This is a genomic window from Microbulbifer discodermiae (genome assembly GCF_040742695.1).
Lineage (GTDB): Bacteria > Pseudomonadota > Gammaproteobacteria > Pseudomonadales > Cellvibrionaceae > Microbulbifer.
In genome coordinates this window covers 56,926-76,111 of the sequence record NZ_JBFLAB010000020.1, presented here as the reverse complement: position 1 = coordinate 76,111, position 19,186 = coordinate 56,926, and the positions used below count along the sequence as shown (strand labels likewise).

The 19,186-nt window shown below is 55.3% G+C and carries 18 protein-coding genes; 4 read left to right on the top strand and 14 right to left on the bottom strand.

Annotated features, from left to right (window positions below):
- The 3 genes from AB1S50_RS09455 to AB1S50_RS09445 all read left to right on the top strand — a co-directional run.
- The coding region (locus AB1S50_RS09455) for a transposase domain-containing protein (RefSeq protein ID WP_367148845.1) at window positions 1-125 on the top strand (125 nt) is incomplete at its 5' end.
- A gap of 569 nt (window positions 126-694) precedes the next feature.
- Window positions 695-997 carry a D-Ala-D-Ala carboxypeptidase family metallohydrolase gene (locus tag AB1S50_RS09450; protein WP_367150368.1) on the top strand — a complete coding sequence of 101 codons (303 nt, stop codon included), beginning with the start codon at window positions 695-697 and terminating at the stop codon, window positions 995-997.
- Between the two features lie 214 nt (window positions 998-1,211).
- On the top strand, window positions 1,212-2,456 hold the full coding sequence (locus tag AB1S50_RS09445) for a tyrosine-type recombinase/integrase (RefSeq protein ID WP_367150367.1): 1,245 nt from the start codon (window positions 1,212-1,214) through the stop codon (window positions 2,454-2,456).
- A gap of 76 nt (window positions 2,457-2,532) precedes the next feature.
- Here the strand turns inward: AB1S50_RS09445 and cysB are convergent, their stop codons facing one another.
- The 5 genes from cysB to AB1S50_RS09420 all read right to left on the bottom strand — a co-directional run bounded on the left by cysB (window position 2,533) and on the right by AB1S50_RS09420 (window position 9,265).
- Window positions 2,533-3,504 (bottom strand): HTH-type transcriptional regulator CysB, encoded by a 972-nt coding sequence (gene cysB / locus AB1S50_RS09440; RefSeq protein ID WP_367150366.1) that lies wholly within the window; start codon window positions 3,502-3,504, stop codon window positions 2,533-2,535.
- A gap of 270 nt (window positions 3,505-3,774) precedes the next feature.
- On the bottom strand, window positions 3,775-4,671 hold the full coding sequence (locus tag AB1S50_RS09435; protein WP_367150365.1) for a 5'-nucleotidase: 897 nt from the start codon (window positions 4,669-4,671) through the stop codon (window positions 3,775-3,777).
- Complete coding sequence (locus tag AB1S50_RS09430; RefSeq protein ID WP_367150364.1) at window positions 4,671-5,351, bottom strand: TetR/AcrR family transcriptional regulator; 681 nt, start codon at window positions 5,349-5,351, stop codon at window positions 4,671-4,673. The genes AB1S50_RS09435 and AB1S50_RS09430 overlap by 1 nt, the downstream gene beginning before the upstream one ends.
- A gap of 131 nt (window positions 5,352-5,482) precedes the next feature.
- On the bottom strand, window positions 5,483-7,816 hold the full coding sequence (locus AB1S50_RS09425) for a TonB-dependent receptor (protein WP_367150362.1): 2,334 nt from the start codon (window positions 7,814-7,816) through the stop codon (window positions 5,483-5,485).
- A gap of 141 nt (window positions 7,817-7,957) precedes the next feature.
- Window positions 7,958-9,265: an NAD(P)/FAD-dependent oxidoreductase gene (locus AB1S50_RS09420; protein ID WP_367150361.1), complete on the bottom strand. Its 1,308-nt coding sequence runs from the start codon at window positions 9,263-9,265 to the stop codon at window positions 7,958-7,960.
- A 374-nt stretch (window positions 9,266-9,639) separates the two neighbouring features.
- Here AB1S50_RS09420 and AB1S50_RS09415 point away from each other — a divergent pair, with 374 nt between their 5' ends.
- Complete coding sequence (locus AB1S50_RS09415; protein ID WP_367150359.1) at window positions 9,640-10,974, top strand: glutamine synthetase family protein; 1,335 nt, start codon at window positions 9,640-9,642, stop codon at window positions 10,972-10,974.
- A 58-nt stretch (window positions 10,975-11,032) separates the two neighbouring features.
- Here AB1S50_RS09415 and AB1S50_RS09410 read toward each other — a convergent pair whose 3' ends face one another.
- The 9 genes from AB1S50_RS09410 to AB1S50_RS09370 all read right to left on the bottom strand — a co-directional run bounded on the left by AB1S50_RS09410 (window position 11,033) and on the right by AB1S50_RS09370 (window position 19,162).
- Window positions 11,033-12,691, bottom strand: a complete 1,659-nt coding sequence (locus AB1S50_RS09410) for an alanine/glycine:cation symporter family protein (RefSeq protein ID WP_367150358.1) — start codon at window positions 12,689-12,691, stop codon at window positions 11,033-11,035.
- Window positions 12,692-12,802: 111 nt separating this feature from the next.
- On the bottom strand, window positions 12,803-13,813 hold the full coding sequence (locus tag AB1S50_RS09405) for a D-cysteine desulfhydrase family protein (protein ID WP_367150357.1): 1,011 nt from the start codon (window positions 13,811-13,813) through the stop codon (window positions 12,803-12,805).
- Between the two features lie 81 nt (window positions 13,814-13,894).
- A complete protein-coding gene (gene yajC, locus AB1S50_RS09400; protein WP_367150356.1) occupies window positions 13,895-14,227 on the bottom strand; it encodes a preprotein translocase subunit YajC in 333 nt (110 codons plus the stop codon).
- A 116-nt stretch (window positions 14,228-14,343) separates the two neighbouring features.
- Window positions 14,344-14,790, bottom strand: coding sequence for a helix-turn-helix domain-containing protein (locus tag AB1S50_RS09395; protein ID WP_367150355.1), 447 nt, complete (start codon window positions 14,788-14,790; stop codon window positions 14,344-14,346).
- 876 nt (window positions 14,791-15,666) lie between these two features.
- Complete coding sequence (gene bcp, locus AB1S50_RS09390; protein ID WP_367150354.1) at window positions 15,667-16,143, bottom strand: thioredoxin-dependent thiol peroxidase; 477 nt, start codon at window positions 16,141-16,143, stop codon at window positions 15,667-15,669.
- A 66-nt stretch (window positions 16,144-16,209) separates the two neighbouring features.
- The gene (locus AB1S50_RS09385) at window positions 16,210-16,731 is read right to left on the bottom strand and encodes a DUF2244 domain-containing protein (RefSeq protein ID WP_367150353.1); all 522 of its coding nucleotides are present in this window, start codon (window positions 16,729-16,731) and stop codon (window positions 16,210-16,212) included.
- A 262-nt stretch (window positions 16,732-16,993) separates the two neighbouring features.
- Window positions 16,994-17,164: a hypothetical protein gene (locus AB1S50_RS09380; RefSeq protein ID WP_367150352.1), complete on the bottom strand. Its 171-nt coding sequence runs from the start codon at window positions 17,162-17,164 to the stop codon at window positions 16,994-16,996.
- A 134-nt stretch (window positions 17,165-17,298) separates the two neighbouring features.
- On the bottom strand, window positions 17,299-18,279 hold the full coding sequence (locus AB1S50_RS09375; RefSeq protein ID WP_367150350.1) for a malate dehydrogenase: 981 nt from the start codon (window positions 18,277-18,279) through the stop codon (window positions 17,299-17,301).
- Window positions 18,280-18,529: 250 nt separating this feature from the next.
- Window positions 18,530-19,162 (bottom strand): dUTP diphosphatase, encoded by a 633-nt coding sequence (locus AB1S50_RS09370; RefSeq protein WP_367150369.1) that lies wholly within the window; start codon window positions 19,160-19,162, stop codon window positions 18,530-18,532.
- Between the last annotated feature and the right edge of the window lie 24 nt (window positions 19,163-19,186).

Below are 19,186 nucleotides of genomic sequence, written 5' to 3'. Positions count from 1 at the left end.
CCAAGCTGAATGGTCATGATCCCTTTGCGTATCTGAAAGATGTGATGCAGCGATTACCGATGCATCGCGCCAGTGCTATCGGCGAGCTGCTGCCCCATAACTGGGTTCCTGCTGACAAGGTGTGATGCCCGGACGCTTACGCTCTATCTCTAGAGAAATTTCATCTTTTTTAAATTAAGCCCGTCCAGTGCGGGCTTTTCGGGCTCTGGTGATCTTATGTTTAATAGCGATTGCGTCATTGAGGTGGAGTTGTCCGGTTTGTGTTGAAGAAATATCCGTCTAATTCTGAAACAATACCCATAGGTTGTTGAAACTCATATTAGCGGCGCCTACACAGCCTGGTTGGTTTTGGATAAACTACGTTTGCTTATGCGTGGTGTGAGTTTGGCATACACGGCGGAGCGGGCTTCTGCCTCCAAAGAATATGCTTCTGAAAATCATGGAGTATGTACACAGAAAGGACTGGCGTCTAACTAAACACTGAGGTTACTTTGAAAGCTTGGACAAAAAAACAGACTGTATGTATTGACAGTGCGCAGTGAAATTGCTATTTTCCGGTAAGCTGCAGCAGAAGTATGTGCAGCTATCATCCTGATAGGCCGCCATAAGTCGGCTTTTACTGTAAAACAAATACTCCCCTAACTCACAACCTCGCCGGTTGATCCTGGCGGTTTTTTTTATTTCCGGTGATCCCATGTTCAAGAACGACTACTTCACGGAAGAGGAGTTGGCTTGCCGTTGTTGTGGCAAAAACCACTTCTCGGATGACACCTTGCAGCGATTGATCAGGGTGAGGGAGCGGTTTAAGAAACCAATGGTGATCAACTCGGGTTATCGCTGCCCAGCGCACTGCGCCTTTACCGGCTCCATGAAGTCCGCGGATCGGGTTAAGGCGGCGCTGGTGGACTTGTGTGCGGAGCTGGAGCGCATTCAACCGGAGCTGGTGGACTTCGATATTGAGTTTGGAGAGATATACGCGCGTCCAAAGACGCTATGACTGCACCATGCTGAGTGGTCGCAAATCGGGTTAGATTCAACGACAGAGGAGGGGCGCTACTAATCAACTAAAATCGAGGTTATGTCGTCGGGCAGGCTACAGCTCTTGTGCCACTAGGCCTCGCGCTATGTCGTATACTGTTTAGTATTAGACATAGAATATAAAAACCAGTAAAATGAATTTCCAATTGAAAACCCGGACTTCAGGCTTACTCATGGCAATTCGTAAACCCATTCCGTTATATCCCACATATGGCGAACTCAAGGACTTCAGCTTCAATGATTATCCAGATGTCCGATACTTTCTGGAATCCGGTGAGCCCTGGTGGCAAGCCCACTGGCACTGGGGTCAGGAGTTCCTGAACTACACGGGCCGTAACAAGTCCGAGCATACCTTTACACGCTTCCGAAATGAAACCGAACGTTTCCTGTTGTGGGTGTTCCTCGTCAAAGGTACACCCATGGAGCGACTGCGCAAGGCCGATATTCTCGAGTATGCGGATTTCTGCTGGCAACCGCCAGTATCCTGGATCTGCCTGGCCAACCACGGCAAGTTCATGCTCAACAACGGCCGATATATTCAGAACAAATCGTGGGCGCCGTATAAGCTCAAGCTGCCAAAAAACAGTGACACTAGTAACTCAGCTTCTGACAAAAAAAAGTACAAGCCGTCACAACAAACCTTATCCGCCACATTTACCGGGATTATTGCTTTCTATAAGTATTTGATGAACGAGGAATATCTGTTCGGTAATCCTGCGCAGATTGCCAAACGCGACTGCCGTCATTTCATTAAGGATGCCCAGGTAGAGGAAGTCCGACGGCTTACCGAGGCCCAGTGGCAATATGTGTTTGATGTTGCACTTACAATGGCCAGCGAAGATCCTATCTATGAGCGGAGCTTGTTTGTAATTTGTGCATTGAAAGCCTTGTTTTTGCGCATATCAGAGCTATCTGAGCGTCCCCAGTGGACCCCTATCATGAGCCATTTTTGGCAAGATTCTGATGGCAACTGGTGGCTAAAGATCTTCGGTAAAGGCCGAAAATTACGCGACATAACGGTCCCAGATAGCTTCATTCCCTTTCTCAAACGGTATCGCGCTTATAGAGGCTTAAGTCCACTGCCAACTTCAAGGGAGATTCAGCCCGTTGTCGAGAAAATTCGCGGACAAGGCGGTATGACTTCCCGGCAGCTTACCCGCGTAGTCCAGCAAGTTTTAGATCGGGCCTACGATGAAATGCGTCAGGCTGAGAATGAAGATAGTGCGCAGAAACTTAAAGAAGCATCTACACACTGGCTCAGACACACAGGGGCGAGCATGGAAATTGAGCGCGGGCGCCCACTCAAAGATCTATCTGAGGATTTGGGGCACTCCAGTATGGCCACAACCGATACTGTTTATGTCCACACAGAACGCAAGGTTCGAGCTAAGAGTGGGAAGCAGAGAGGCGTAAAATAATCGAGTTCGACGATATACGCCGCCAAACAAGAGTTGAGCTGGTTGAGGGTTATGCAATGAGGGAGCACATTCATCGTCAATATACAGGCAGCTCCATACCGGCAAAGATCTCATCCACCTCTGCGCGGGAAGAGGCATAGGCTGCCTGGTCCACCAGTTCACGGGTCAGATGTGGGGCAAATTGCTGGATGAATTCATACATAAAGCCTCGCAGGAATATGCCCTTGCGGAAGCCTATTTTGGTGATACTGGATTCGAATAGCCCACTGGCATCCAGAGCTACAAGGTCCTCTTCCGCTTCGTCCACCGCCATGTCTGCTACGATGCCGATACCCAGGCCAAGCCGCACATAGGTCTTGATGACATCCGCATCGGCGGCGGTGAACACCACCTTGGGGGACAGGCCTTTTTGCAAAAACGCCTCATCCAGCTTGGAGCGTCCGGTAAATCCGAATACATAAGTAACAATGGGGTGCTCGGCGACCTCTTCCAGGGTCAGCTTGGAGGTGCTGCACAGAGGGTGATCCCGCGGCACCAGGACGCAGCGGTTCCATCGGTATACGGGCATCATGACCAGGTCGCTGAACAGCTCCAGGGCTTCGGTGGCGATGGCAAAGTCGGCGGTGCCGTCCGCCGCCATCTCCGAAATCTGCATAGGTGTACCCTGGTTCATGTGCAGGGACACTTCCGGATAGCGGGTAATAAAGGATTTGATTACGGCGGGCAGTGCGTATCGCGCCTGTGTGTGGGTAGTGGCAATAGACAGACTGCCTCTCCGGTCATTGCTGAATTCCTGCGCAACCTGTTTGATGTTTTCCACCTTGCGCATGATTTCACCGGCAGTTTTGAGAATTGCCTCGCCGGCGGGCGTGACCCGGGTCAGGTGCTTGCCACTGCGGGCGAAAATCTCGACACCCAACTCATCCTCCAGCAATCGAATTTGTTTGCTGATACCGGGCTGGGAGGTGAACAGGCTCTGTGCTGTGGCAGATACATTGAGGTCGTGATGGGCAACTTCCCAGATATAACGCAACTGCTGCAGCTTCATAGTCGATCCCTTGGTAATTTTCCCTATTGTCGCCGCCCCTGCTCTGTGAGGAGGCAGTCCATGTACAGTTATAAAACTACGGAAAGATATGCAAGAAAAGAATAGCAGCCAAGTATCTTACTGGGCAAATAATGGGGTGAATTTGCGCAGGAAAGACACCGCAAGAGGCGCCACTACCCATCGAATATCGGGCCAACCTGTCTCTTTCCCCTAATTTGCCAGGGCCCTGGGGCAGAATTTCGGCCATTGCTGAGGGGCTGCCGACAACGCCTAGTCTTCCAGGTTAGCGACCCCGTGGGGCACGTGTCCCGTGGCCACATGTTCCGCCGCGGATGCACAATGATTGGGCTGATCGTCAAAAAATACGTCAGCCCCGAAAGCCCGTAGAAACTCCCCTTTCGGCAGTCCACCTAGGAATACCGATTCGTCGATGCGGATGTTCCACTCCCTCAGGGTGCGAATGACCCGCTCATGGGCCGGCGCGGATCTGGCAGTGACCAGGGCGGTTCGTATGGGGCAATCGGGACCGAACTCCACTTGCAGTCGCTGCAAAGCCTCGAGAAATCCTTTGAAGGGCCCTCCTCCCAACGGTGTCTGTGCCCTGGCCCGCTCGGCTGCGGCAAAAGCCGCCAGCCCTTCCCGCTTGAAAAGTTGCTCAGCCTCGTCAGAGAAGATGACTGCATCGCCGTCAAATGCGAAGCGCAGTATAGGGTCGGAGCGGTGCCCTTCCCCACCGGCAACCAGTGTTGCAGCCGCAACCCCCTGTTCCAGGGCCCGGCGCACATCCTGCCCGTCACTGGATAAAAACAGGTGACAACCAAATGGCGCAATATAGCGATAGGGGCTGTCGCCATTACAAAAGGCCGCGCGGGTTATATTCAGGCCATAGTGCTCAATGGAGTTGAAAACCCGCAGGCCGGTGTCGGCACTGTTGCGAGACAGTAGAATTACTTCAACGCCAGCTTCGCCACTGAGCAATTGGTTGATCCGCAGGAATTTTTCCACCAGCGGAAAGGCATCGCCCTTGGCCAGAACGTCGTTCTCTTTTTCAATCTGATAGGCGGCAAAAGCCTCGAGCCCCCGCTCTTCAAACACACGATGGCTATCTTGCAAGTCGAACAGGGCCCGGGACGATATCGCAATCACCAGTTTGTTCGACAGGTGCATCAGGGGGACTCCACGTCGTCGAGTCCAGCAGGCCGGCGCTCCCTGCGATGGCGGCTCAGCAGGGCCAGGAGCATCACCTGCAAATCCTCCTGGGTGCGTGCGGAGCGGACCCCGCACTGGTTGACGACCACCAGCAACAACGCATGGCAGGACTCCAGGGTGGCGCGCGCGAGGCGATTCAATTCATTGGGCGGGCACAGAAAGTCGAGACGCCTGAACATGGCGATCAGATGATTGATCACCAGTTCGTCATGCCTCTCGTCCAGTTCGTGCAATTCCGGTATTCCCCACATGGCCTGAACCAGCGGCAGCAGGCCCTGTTGCTCGCGGTAAACAGCGACCAGCCTGTCCAGCAGCTCCTGCACGAATTGCTCCAACGGCATCAGCTCCAATTCACAGTCCGCCAGTGCTTCAAGTGCCGTTGTCATACTAGTGAGCCACTGTTCTCCCATAGCGTAAAGGATGGCATGCTTGTTGGGAAAATAGTGGTAGAGGGAGCCCACGGAAACTCCGAGTTCCCGGGCAATGAGGATGGTGGTGAGGTCGTTGAGGCCCACTTCCTCCAGCAGGCGCCCGGTGGTGTCGAGAATCTGGCGGGTACGCTCCCGTGCGCGGGCCTGAACCGGAGCCCGACGGGGGGCCAGTTGGCTCTTGCGTTTACGTTGTTCAATATTGGACAAAGCGGACTCCCCCTGTGCATGGGGTGGAGTTTAACACCAAAACCATCGCTTTGACCCGGGCTGTCCGGTAGGCATCTGAAGCCAAAAAAGCCGGCATGACTGCCGGCTTTGGTATGGAAGTGGCCCGCGATTCAAAAGCGGTAATCCAGGTTAACGCCGAGAACACGACCGCGGGATGGATCTGTCTTGGTAGCTGGCAGATTGTAGTCCGCTTCCGCGTATCCCCAGTGGTAGTACTCTTCATTGGTGAGGTTTTCGGCATAGATGCCCGCTGTCCAGCTGTCGTCGGCGGAAGTGAGCGCCACGCGCAGGTTTATGATATTACGCTGATCGAGCCGTACTTCTTCGGTGTTCTCCAAATCGGAAAACTGCTCATCGGTATAATTGTATTCGGTGGATACGGATACTTCACCAAGGTCTGTCATGTGCGAGTAGGTGAGGATCGCGGAGGAGGAAAAATCCGGAGACAATGCCATTTCATTGCCATCACAGCTCTCACACAACTCTTCGGGTGCGCCACTGAACTCGGTATCCAGCCATGCCAGCCCGAGATAGAGATCCAGGTTATCGGTAATCAACCAGCGTGCATCCATTTCGAGACCCTGGCCTTGGGACTCCCCTACGTTGCGGGTTACCGCCGCTGCACCGACAAAGAACGCCTGCTGCAGATTATCGTAGGTATAGTGGAAGGCCGCCGCGTTCAGCGCCAATCGGTTATCCAGCAGGCGCGCTTTCACGCCCAACTCATAGGACAAGACCTGCTCCTCGTCAAAGCGGTTGGGTTCGGCATTACCAGCGTTTACTTCGTAACCCTGTTCTTCCAGCCACTGGGCCTGGCTGTCTTCGTCGGTGCCGTAAGCGGGGTCAATGATGTGGTAGGTCAGATAGTCAAAGCCGCCGGATTTATAACCGGTCGCGACACTGGCATAGGCCGTGACTGCATCACTGAGCACCTGAGTGAGCGTTGCACGACCGGATACGTTACTCCAGGTATTGTCACCGCTGATGGGGCCATCCGTGTACAACGCCTGGTAGTTCCAACCGCTGGTAAACGTCTCGGGAGTGGGGGAATCCACGCTGAATTTCTTCCGGTCTTCGGTATAGCGTATCCCCAGACCCAGGGTGGTGGCGTCAGTCAGATCGAAAGTAGTATTGGCGAACACACCCCAACCGGAGTATTCGCCACGGGTATCGGCGGCTTCGATGGAAAGTCTGCCGGGGGCGTATTGCCAGGCTTCACCCTCGAGACCAAACGCCTCGTCGAGAACGTCTTGGGGCAAGCTCGCACAGGTATCGAAGCTACCCAGTCCCTCCTCCCACTCGACCGCATAGATACCGTCGCAGATGAAATCCTCATTGTCGGTACCGGCAAAGAAGGCATCGAGATCTTCCTGATAGTAGGAAGCTCCCAAGACCCAGTTGAAGGGGCCACTGCTGTTTGAGGTCAGGCGAAATTCCTGGCTGAAAAAGTCACCACTCTGATCACGGGTGTAGACATCGATGGGATCGCTAGTACCGTCGAAATCCTCCAGGTAGCTGTAATTGTGGGTCTTGTATCCGGTGATGGACGAGAGAGTGGTGCCACTGGCCAGGTCGTGTTCCACGGTTAGGATGACATCACCGATTTCAGATTCGTCTTTGCCCTGGGCGTCGTTGTACACCTGATCGTAATCACCGTCGGTGTCCAGCGCGCGGTAAATGGTACCGTCACCCTCGCGATCTTCGTACTGCGCCATCAGGGTAATGGAGGTGCTGTCAAAACCCTGGTAAACAGTGGTGATCCGCACAGCCTCGGTTTCGCTGGCCCCCAGGTCCCGTCCACCGGCGAGGTTTTCGATGTGACCATCTTCCTGGCGGTGTATTCCGGCGATGCGCACGGCGAAGTCTTCGCCCAGTGGCAGGTCTACGCCTCCCTCGAAGTCAGCGCGATTGTACTCTCCGGCGTTAATGGAAAGGTCCCCGGCAAAGGTGTCGCCGGGCTTTCGCGCCACCATGGAGATGGCACCGGAAGCGGTATTGCGCCCAAACAGGGTGCCCTGCGGCCCCTTGACCACCTCGACCCGCTCCAGATCGTAGAGACTGGGAGTGGCCCCGGTGCGGCTCTGGTAGACGCCATCCAGAAAGACCCCCAGTGCGGGATCGCTGCCGCTCCCGAAGCTGTTGTTGTTCACACCGCGCACAGATACTGCATCGAAGAAAGAGTCGTTGGTCTCACCGGAAATACCCGGGGTCAGGGCAAAAAGGTCCTTGAAATCGTTCAGGTTGCTTTTCTTGACCATATCGCCTGTGAAAGCGCTGACGGCTATGGGTACATCCTTGAGGGACTCGGCGCGCATCTGTGCGGTTACGGTGATCTCCTCAATCTCGGCGGCGGAGGCGCCGGTACTCAGTGCGATGACAATGCCACCGATGGCGGAAGCGAGAAGGTTTCTACTGGACTGCAAGTACAAGTCTTTAACAGGCATCTTAGCCCCCGTCTTTGTTTTTGTTCAGGGTTGTCCACCCGATACAGCGATGGCCGCACCCAACAATAATGAAGTTGCGAATCTCGGTTATCTCATAAACCGAATTATTATTCAAATTTATCCTGCGCCATGCCGCTGATCTCAACTCCCGAGCTTGTCCTTGAGGCCGTAATAGAGCATACCGGCCACCAGGCCAGGCCAGCGCAACAAGGTGCCGCCGGGAAAAGTTGGAGTCGGGATTTGCGCCAATACGTCAAAACGCTCCTCTGTCCCCGCCACCGCCTCGGCAATCACCTTGCCGGCAAAGGTAGCTGTGGGCACTCCATGACCGGAGTAGCCTTGAGCGTAATAGACGTTGGGCTCCAGGCGGCCTATGTGGGGCATGCGGTTGAGGGTAATCGCCAGGGTTCCACCCCAGCCGAAGCCAATCCTGGTACCCGCTAACTGTGGGTAGACTCGCAGCATATATTTGCGGACAAAACTGCGGACATCCTGCGGATACCGGGATGTATAGTTCTCGCCGCCACCAAAAATAAGGCGGTTATCACCGGAAAGCTTCCAATAGTTGATCACAAACAGCGTGTCCTGTAGCGCGTAATCATTGCCTATCAACTCTTTCGCCAGCGCTTCGGACAGGGGTTCGGTGGCCAGGACAAAATTGTTGATGGGCATTATCTTGCCCGCCAGGCGCGGCTCCAGCCGACCGAGATAGCCATTGCAGGCCAGGATCACATTCTTGGCGTTTACCTGCCCTCTGGCAGTTTCCACCCGGCATGGGGTGCCACCCCGATAGCCTGTCACGCGGCTGTACTCGTAAAACTCCACCCCGGCGCTGGCGGCCGCATCCGCAAGTCCCAGAGCAAAATTCAGGGGGTGCAGGTGCAGAGATCCACTATCCAGTTGGGCACCATAATAGCGCTCGGATCCCACCAGGCTTCTGGCCTGGTCGCGGCCGATATACTGGATCTGCTCGTATCCGTAACGTTGGCGCAAAAGCGCCGCTTCCCGCTCCAGGTCAGCATCGTGGCTTCTCTTGGCGGCAAGATGCATAATGCCGCGTTTGAGATCGCATTGAATCCCGTGGCGCGAGATGAGATCCTCCACTAACCCTACCGCCGCGACACCCATGTCCCACAGCTGCCGGGCGGTATCCAGGCCGAACATATGTTCCAGGTCATCCTGTCCCCGGCGCTGACCGACCCCCACATGCCCACCATTACGTCCGGAGGCGCCCCAACCGACCCTTTCAGCTTCGAGAACCACTACCTTGTAGCCGCGTTCCGCGAGGTGCAAAGCGGAGGATAAGCCCGTGTAACCGGCGCCAATGATACAGATATCCGCATCGACAGTAGTTTCCAGCGAAGGATAAGCGGACGTCGTATTGGCGCTGGCAGCATAGTAGGACTCGACGTGCCCGGGGAATATGTCAGCGGTGCCGGTGGCGGACATAGAGTGTTCTCCAGTGGTGTCCAGGGAATAACCGAATAACTCTTCAGTAAAGTTGAATAATAATTCGGTTTTCTGCAATAATCAAAACCTGTGCACCGGCATATCCACCGGCGAGCGGATGGGCGGCTGTGTTTAAGCGACTGTCACCTGGCAGTCTGCCAACGCAGGCGCGGTGCGTATACTAAGGGCTATTCACACTTGGGCCAATTCAGTTAGTGTGAACAGGCCCTAACTCGATAGCCCTCCGGGCCCGGCTGGAGCGGGGATATGGATCGAGAGGCAGAGTTCAGTGCTGCGCAGACCAGGCGGCCCCATATAACTGAGCGATACACAGCACTGCCCACAGGGGCGGATCATTTCGAGCAAGGTGAACAATGGACAAAATCACACAGTGGCTCAGAGAGCATAATATTTCCGAGGTAGAGTGTCTGGTGCCCGATATGTCCGGCAATGCGCGGGGAAAATTCACTCCCACGTCCAAGTTCCTGGCTCAGGACAGCCGCCTGCCGGAGAGCATCCTGGTGCAGACAGTGACGGGAGACTTTGTCGACGAGCACAACGAGTTGGTGGACCCTGCGGACACGGATATGCTGCTGGTTCCAGACCCGGATTCGGTGCGACTTAACCCCTGGGCCAACGAGCCCACCGCACAGATCATACACGACTGTTTTACCCGGGACGGCCAGCTGCATCCGATCAGTACCCGCAATATCCTCAGGTTTGTCCTGGACAAGTACGCAGCCAAGGGCTGGAAACCGGTGGTGGCGCCAGAGGTGGAGTTTTATCTCGTCAAGCGCAACCTGGACCCGGATGAAAAGCTCTCGGCGCCGGTTGGCCGGTCCGGGCGCACCGAAAAGACGCGGCAGTCCTACAGTATCGATGCTGCCAATGAATACGAACCCATTATCGAGGATATGTACGACTTCTCCGAAGCGCAGGGGCTCGACGTCGACACACTGATTCACGAGTCTGGCACTGCGCAAATGGAAATCAATTTTCTTCACGGGGATCCATTGAAGCTGGCGGATCAGGTGTTCACGTTCAAGCGCACTGTGCGTGAAACCGCGCTCCGGCACGGTATATACGCCACCTTCATGGCCAAACCAATGGAACACGAGCCCGGCAGCGCCCTGCATATTCACCAGAGTATCGTGGATGTGGAAACGGGGCAGAATATCTTTGTGGATGCTCAGGGCGAAGAAAACCGGACTTTTATGCACTTCATTGGCGGAATGCAAAAATACATTCCCGGGTTTATCAGTTTCTTTGCGCCCAACGTCAATTCCTACCGCCGCTTCACCCCGGAAATGGCGGCACCCACCAGTTTGCACTGGGGCTATGACAACCGCACCACCGGCCTGCGGGTACCGGACAGCGCACCGCAGGGAAAACGCCTGGAAAACCGTTTTCCAGGCGCAGACTGCAATCCCTACCTGGCGATCGCCGCTTCGCTGGCCTGCGGCTATCTGGGTATCATCAACGAGATAGAACCGGACAAGCCCTATGAAGGTGACTGCTCCTACGAGCCTATTTCGCTTCCGCGGACACAGGAACACGCGCTGAGTCTGTTGGCGGAATGCGATGAGGCTGCAGAGATGTTTGGAGACAAATTTGTCCGCGCGTGGAGCGCGATCAAGCGCGATGAGTATGAAGAGTTCAATCGGGTGATCAGTTCCTGGGAGCGGGAGTACCTCCTGCTCAATGTCTGAATTGGATCACCATTAAAAAGGCGGCCTTCAAGGCCGCCTTTTTATATCCGGGTTTCGCCTACTTGTGACTCGGGTCCTTCCAGTAGTCCTTGACCGTACCCTTCATTTCCCGCGCCAGAATGGAAATACCAAACAGATTGGGCAGGGTCATGATTACAATGGTCACCGCCGACAGGTTCCAGATCACTGTAGTATCCTCTATCGCGGCCCAAAAGAAGGCAACCACATAGACCAGGCGATAAGGCATGACCGCTCGGGGGCCGAACAGGTAAATCATGGAGCGATCACCATAGTAGGACCAGGCGATCGCCGTTGAAAAGGCGAACAACAGAATACCCAGGGTGACAATCAGGCTGCCGTAATCTCCCAGGAACCCCCGCTTAAAGGCTATATTTGTCAGGGCGACGGAATGCACCAGGGAATTACCCCAGATTTCAATATCGGGATTCACGAATTCGCCGTCGACTACCGTCAGCACACCACTGAACTCATCCTCGCCCACACGATACTCAACATCCTCCGCTACTGAGCGGGCATTGATTACCGTGAACTCTTCCTCATTGAGTGCGCGTCCGTCAGCCACCACAAGGTGACCGTTAAAAGGCTTAACCTCGCTGTCGCCGCCGCTCAGATAACTGAACAGCGTCTGTACATCTTCCGCCTTGGCATCCGAATAGGTGCCATCGACCACCAGCAGATCCGCGCGCTCGAAGCGATTCATATGCTTCTCGGTCCAGACACCGGAAGACAGGATAACCAGTCCGGTGAGGGTACAGATGATAATAGTATCGATGAATGGTTCGAGCAGTGACACCATACCTTCGGAAACCGGCTCATCGGCTCTCGCTGAGGCGTGCGCTATGGGTGCAGAGCCCTGCCCCGCCTCGTTGGAAAAGAGCCCGCGGTTGACGCCCCGATTGAAGGCGTAGGCGAAGGTGGCGCCGAGGAAGCCGCCGGCTGCCGCGGTACCATTGAAGGCATCCCGGAAAATCGCCTCAAAAGAGGGAATGATGTTCTGGTAGTTGTAGATGATCACCGCCAGCGCACCGACAATGTAAAGCACTGCCATCACCGGCACTATGGTGGAGGTCACTTTGGCGATACGGGTGATACCGCCGATGATCACCAGGCCCAACAGGATGGCCAATACGCCACCGGTCAGCGCCTTGTTGAGGCCGAAGGTATCGTGCATGGCCTGGGCGATATTGTTGACCTGCGGCAGACTGCCGGTGCCAAAGGAGCTTATGACAGTGGCAATGGCAAACAGAACCGCAAGCCATTTCATATTCAGGCGCCGTTCCATGTAATACATGGGGCCACCGGCATAGTATCCATCGGCGGCCTTGACCCGGTACTTGTGGGAAAGGGTCACCTCGACGAACTTGGTTGTCATGCCGAGAAACGCGGTCACCCACATCCAGAACAGGGCTGCGGGCCCTCCGAGAAAAATTGCCAGACCGACACCGCCGATGTTACCGGTACCAACAGTACCCGAGAGCGCCGTGGACAGCGCCTGGAAGTGTGAGGTATCCCCCGGGTCACCGGGTTTGTCGTACTTGCCCCTTACTATCTTGATGGCATGGCCGAAATAGCGGATCTGGGGAAATCCCAAATAGAGGGTAAAGAAGAAGCCCACTCCCAGCAAAACCCAGGGAAACCAGAAAGCCGAACCCAGGAAGCCATCGAGGGTCAGCAGCAGATGATTAAAAGATTCCAAGCGAAGCCCTCACTACTGTTACTATGTTTTGATTGTTTTGTGAACAAAAAGGATCCAGATTCGCTGCGCAGGTTAGCAGTTTCCCGGCGCCTAGAACAGTAACCAGCCTGTTCAGGGAGGGAAAGAGAAGTGTTCCCGGTGGGGAAAAAGGCCGAATTGCCCTCCTGTATGCACAAATACCAAGTTGTCACAATCGCTATAGGTCCCCTTGCTAAGCTCCTGCAGCAGTCCATAAAACGCCTTGCCGGTATAAACCGGGTCCAGTATCAGCCCCTCCAGCCTGGCCGCCTCGCTGATAGCCCGGTAAACCGGCTCCTCTGCCAATGCGTAGCCCGGGCCGATATAGTGCTCATTGACGCGAATGTCCAGGGCCCGCTCATCGACATTGCTGCCCGTGGCCTGCCGCCACTGTCCCACATCCTCGAGCACTTTGCGCCGAAAATAGTCGGCACTGTCACAGACGGCGAAGCCGGTGACATGGGTCCGGACGCCGGCGATGTGCGCCCCGAGGGTCAAACCCGCCTGGGTACCGCCGCTGCCAGTGGCACAGACTATATGCTCCGGCTCGAAGCCCGCGTTGCGACAATCTTCCAACAGCTCCTGCACCCCGGCGATATAGCCCCAGATGCCCAAACCGTCACTGGCACCAGTGGGGATACTCAGCGATTTGTGCCCCAGCTGTGCATGATAGCCCCGCCAATGGTCGAACAACTGCTCCAGTTGGCTGAAGTATTGCCCGGGTGGATAAAAAGCAACTATGGCGCCCGCCAGTTCGTCCAGCAGAAGATTGCCGTCGGCTGCGCCACTGTGCTGCCCCCGCAATATCAGCTGCACGCGCAGCCCCAGCCGAGCGCCCACCAGGGCGGTGGTGCGACAATGGTTTGACTGGATACCACCACAGGTGATCAAGGTGTCGCAACCCTGCTCCAGCGCGGCGCCGGCGACGAATTCCAGTTTGCGCAGCTTGTTGCCGGACATGCCGCTCTCAGTCAAATCATCACGCTTGACCCAGATTCTCGGTCCGCCATAGGGCTTTGAATACTTTTCACTGATGCGATCCAGTGGTTGCAGCGGAGTGGGAAGCCGAGCCAGGGAAACCCGGGCAGGAAAGGCGAGAGACATGGCGCACCTTCACAGAGAGGAGACAAAAAACCCGGCCAGGGCCGGGCTCAGACGATTCCGGTACAGCTGTATCCGGTCCGTTTAGACGTTTTTGATAGTACCCTTGGGCAGAACCGCATGCACCGCCACCTTCTGGAACCTCAGCGACATCTTGTCAGCCACCTCCAGCAGTATGTAGTCATCGTCTACTTTTTCGACACGGCCGAGCATACCACTGCTCATGACCACCTCATCGCCCTTCTTCAAGGCGCTCACCAGTTCCTGATGTTCCTTCTGGCGCTTACGTTGTGGCCGGATAATAAACAACCACATAAAGACAAACAGGCCGGCAAACAACAGCAGGGTCACCATCGGATTACCCTGCGGTGCGGGAGCCGCCTGCTGTGCCATTGCAGTGGGGATAAAAAAACTCATTCGCAAACCTCGATAAGAGTCAGCCTATAAATTTGCCGCCAACTCTAACGGGTTTAACACCTGGAAGCAATGTCAGGCGGGCCGCGCGACCAAAGCCGCGCGGCCCTGTGACACATTTAGAAGCGCTGTCGAACCTGACGTCGATAGCCGGTTGGGGACATGCCGGTCCAGCGCTTGAAAGCGCTGGTGAAGCTGGTCCGGTCGGAGAAGTCCAGGATCCTGGAAATGCCATCCACACTCAGCGCAGTATCCTTGAGGAAATGCACCGCGTGGCGGAAACGGACATGGTCACGCAGCGACGCGAAGCTGAGGCTGTGCTCCTGCAGGCGGCGCTGAAGCGTGCGGGTCGACATGCTGAGGTCCGACGCCACCGGGCGAATGGCGAGCGATGCTTTGCCTATGCGCTGTTCCAGTACATCGATTACCCGCGCGGCTATGCCAAAGCTGGTGGCCTCCGGCGGTGCCAGTAGCTGGTCGAGAATATTGGGATCTCCCGACGCCATGGCCTGCTGGAGTGGTTTGTCTTCGGAAAGAGAGGTTTGGTCTGGTTGAATATGATTCATCGAGCTGCTCCTTATAAGTTCCGTGAGCCGTAGTTATTTTTCTTTGTCCGCGTCCTGCGAATCCCTTAACACCTCAGTCTGTCCCATCGCCGCCTGGCGAGCGGGTCATGAACCGATTGAAAGGATGTTACTGAAGCAGACATCGAACCCTCCATAGAGCTGTTCAATTTGTAAACTACTTGGCGCCCCGGCAACTCCCGAAAGGGATACAACTGGGTTACCGGCGCACCTTTCCTTCACACAGTCGAGTATAGACCAAGATTTGAAATGCAAGGGATGCCAGGAGGGTTTTTTTTTGACGATTGTGAAAAAACAGTCAAACGCCAATTTGGCGTACCCCTATACTAATTAATTCGATAATCCAATGGGGTCCGGAATAATACAAAAGGGATTTTTACGCCGAGGCAATCTTACAGACCATAGAAACGGGACTTTTCAATCAATGGATCTATTCATATAACCGTGGATTGGTACTCGAATTGTTGTACACCAGCCAGGCAGCGATATGACCTCACCGTCAGGTGGAAGTTATTTTCAACGTCACCCGCCGCTTTAATAAAATATTTTTGATAATTTTAAAGTTTTGACTGGGCTATCGAGCATTTAGCCCCTTGCGCCGTAGAGGCGTGCGCAGGATCTGCTTTATCAATTAAAAAAAACTTATAAACCAGCGCCCCTGGGAAGGGCGCCCAAAGCAACGGTATAACCCTACCGACGGCGGGGATTTTACTGAGGGAGATCTTCATCCGGACCGAGCAAACAAATAGTCGCAATAACCGGCACCCTCTAACCCTGTGGTTACCCAACCGCTTAATAATCGCCCGACTAAGCGAAACCGCAAACAGGCCAAAAATCTTTCGGCTTTATTTTCTGCCTTCACTCAAGATTATCGCCAATCCAACTCAGCACATCATCGTGGTGGCTTTTGGTTTTTACTTTGTCGATGATGTGCCGCAGGCGGCCCTGTCGATCGATAATGAAAGTGGTTCTCAGCAGACCCATGTACTCCCTGCCCATGAACTTCTTCAGTCCCCAGCAGCCGTACTTGTCTGCGATTTTATGATCCTCATCGGCCAGCAGATCGAAATTGAGGCCATGCTTGTCGATGAATTTCTGCAACTTGCTCTCGGGGTCGGGGCTGATACCGAGTACCACCGTGTCCGCCTTTGCGAACTGGTCGATGCTGTCCCTGATGCCACAGGCCTGGGTGGTACAGCCGGGCGTCAGCGCCTTCGGATAGAAGTACAACACCAGGTTTTTCTTGCCACGAAAGTCCTTTAGCGAAACTTTTCTGCCATCCTGATTCGTCAGCGTAAATGCCGGCGCGAGATTGCCCAATTTTGGAAAAGCCATGCCCCTCCCCTCCTGTAACGTCGATTCAAATGCTGACGATTATAATGAAAATACTGCCGGGCATTGCTAAAAATCTTTTTCGCGGTAGTGCCGCTCCCTGCGTGCGCAAATTCCACACTGGCCCAGTTTGCACACCAGATCGGCCAGTTCCGCATCGGTAAGAAAGCCCCCGACTTCGAGACAACCTTCGGGGCCACTGAAGCTCAGCGATGCCGGCTGCCCGCTGCCTGCCTCCATCCGCACCAGCACCGACAGGCTGTCGCGGATAAACTCACGTCGATAGACACTGCGCAGGCGATGCCCCCGACAACAATCGAGTATTACCCGCTGACCATCAATTCGGATCACTTCGCGCCTGGTCCCCTGCAGGTAGACATAACCCAACAAAATACACAGCAAGGCGGCTTCCAGGCCCGCGAAGGGCAGTATCATCCAGGCCCCGGACAGAGCGAAAGCGATGCTGATACCCAGAGAGACCGCGAGCAGGGAAACCAGGACCCACAGGTTGCCGGCCAGCGAAAGGGACTGGTTCGGGGCCAGTAGAATACAGGCATTGCGCGGAGAGGTTCGGCCCACTTCAGTAACCATGGCACAGTGTCCTCAGGCCAGCTAGGGAACCTCTGGTTAGTTCAGTACTGCCTCAGCGGAGTTGCCGGGCGGGTCCTTTCAGTGTAGACGCGCAACAGAGAATAGTTGAAATACGCGCCCGGCCGGACAGTTAGCAACCCGACAACTATAAGTTGCCGGGTTAATGGGTTACAAGGAAATGCCGCCGCGGGATGGAGGCCTGCGCAGGCTCTTTCGCACGATTGCCCAGCTTTTCAAGGGCGACAATCCAGTGGGTGAAGGATCAGCTATTGGATTGCCCGCTTAACCGGGTCTGGGCATCGGCACGCTCCGGAAGCGAACCACAGCGTTGCTGGAAAGACAGACCCAAAAAGGCAATCCACTCACTAGCAGGTTGTTGAAAAAGGCATCCTGCCTGTTTCAAAACACGAAAAGCGAAAAATGTGATTTTCACTTTTCCTCCAAAATCAACGACTTAGGCGTCGTCGATTTTGCCGGAACATCCATATTCCGGTACCAGGCTGTCGAAATTCTGCGAATTTCAACGGCCTGCTAGGCGAATTGCCCCGGGCAACCATTCCGAAGGGATCAGGGTAACAGATGCGCCACTGCGTCACGCTCTTCGATCAGTTCCCGTTCGGTGGCCAGCATTTTTTCACGGGAAAACTCGTTGATGTCCAGATCCTGAACAACACTCCAGTCCCCATCACGACAGGTGCAGGGAAAGGAGTAAATCAGACCCTCCTCTATGCCGTAGGAGCCATCACTGTATATCGCCATGCTGGTCCAGTCGCCATCCGCTGTGCCCAGCGCCCAATTACGCATGTGATCGATGGCAGCGTTGGCCGCTGATGCAGCGGAAGAAGCGCCACGGGCCTTGATGATGGCCGCACCGCGCTGCTGGACGGTCGGAATAAAATCGTCCTCGTACCAGCCCTGCTCCACCTTATCCATAGCGTTGCCGCCGGCAACCTTTACATGGTGGAGATCCGGGTACTGGGTGGATGAGTGATTGCCCCAAATGGTCATATGGGTGATGTCGTTTACCGACGAGTCGGTCTTGTCCGCCAGCTGCGACAGTGCGCGATTGTGGTCCAGGCGGGTCATGGCGGTAAAGTTGCGCGGGTCCAGATCCGGCGCATTGCGCTGGGCGATCAGCGCATTGGTATTGGCCGGGTTTCCGACCACCAGCACCTTTACACTCCGGGAGGTGACATCGTTCAGTGCCTTGCCCTGGGCGGAGAAAATTGCCGCATTGGCTTCCAGCAGGTCCTTGCGTTCCATTCCCGGCCCCCGCGGGCGGGCGCCCACCAGCAGGGCGTAGTCCGCGTCCCGGAACGCCACAGTGGCGTCGTCGCTTTGAATAATGCCCGCCAGCAGCGGAAAGGCGCAATCCTGCAGCTCCATGGCAACCCCTTTGAGTGCCTCCAGAGCGGGGGTGATTTCCAGCAGTTGCAGAATGACCGGTTGATCTTTGCCCAGCATTTCGCCCGAAGCGATGCGGAACAGCAGAGAATAGCTGATCTGGCCAGCCGCGCCGGTGACGGCAACACGTACAGGTGCTTTCACAATGGTTCTCCCTCGATTGTAGGCGGGCCGCATTATAGAGACTTGGGGACAAATTTCACCTGGCCCGGTCCCTGGCAGACCAGTGAAACGGTTTCTCCAGCAGCCTGCCGTCCTGAACACGGATCTTCGGGTCGCGAATCAAGCGCGCAACCGCTTGAATTGACACTGAGGGCATGCTGGACATCTGCCGCAAAACCGGACAGGGGAAAGCCGGGGAAGGCTTTTTGCCGCCCGTTAGTGTGAACAGGTCCTAGTTGGCCGGAGCCTTGGACACGGCTCTGTAACGCTCCGCCAGGGCCCTGTAGAGTTGCTCTGCAAAGTCCGCCTCGCCCGTGTCCAGGCTGTCGGTAAGCTCAACCAGGTGCTCGTTGTCCTCGCGGCCGCGCCACACCTTGAGGTAGGTGCCGTCTTTATACCCGTGTTCCTGCCGGAAGCGGTTGAGAATATTCTTACCTACATAGCGCCGGTAGAGCTCATCGAAACCCATGTCCACGTCGGCCAGCAGTTGCGCGAATCCCGTGAGATCGAACTGACGGCTGGCGAGGGTATTGAGGGTAAAAGTCTCCAGATTCGCACGGAAATCGCCGGCAATTCTATTTCGCCCGCTCAGCTCCGCCTCCATGGCACTGGCCACTTGATCCGGACTGCCCTGCTGCAGCTCGAGACTGAGGCCAAAGTGCCAGATATCGACCAGCTCCAGCTTGACCTGGTCCAGCTCCGGCTCCTGCTTTTTCCACCACTTCCAACCGAAATGATCCAATAGTTCGGCGCTCTCCACCCAGATGGCCCGGTACCAGGGAAAATTCTGCTGCCGCCAGTCAGTGTTGACAAGCGTATTGATTTCATCCTGCAGGGTCAGCATCAGCTGCAATTGTCGCTGCATCATAGAGAGTCAAATCCTGTAATG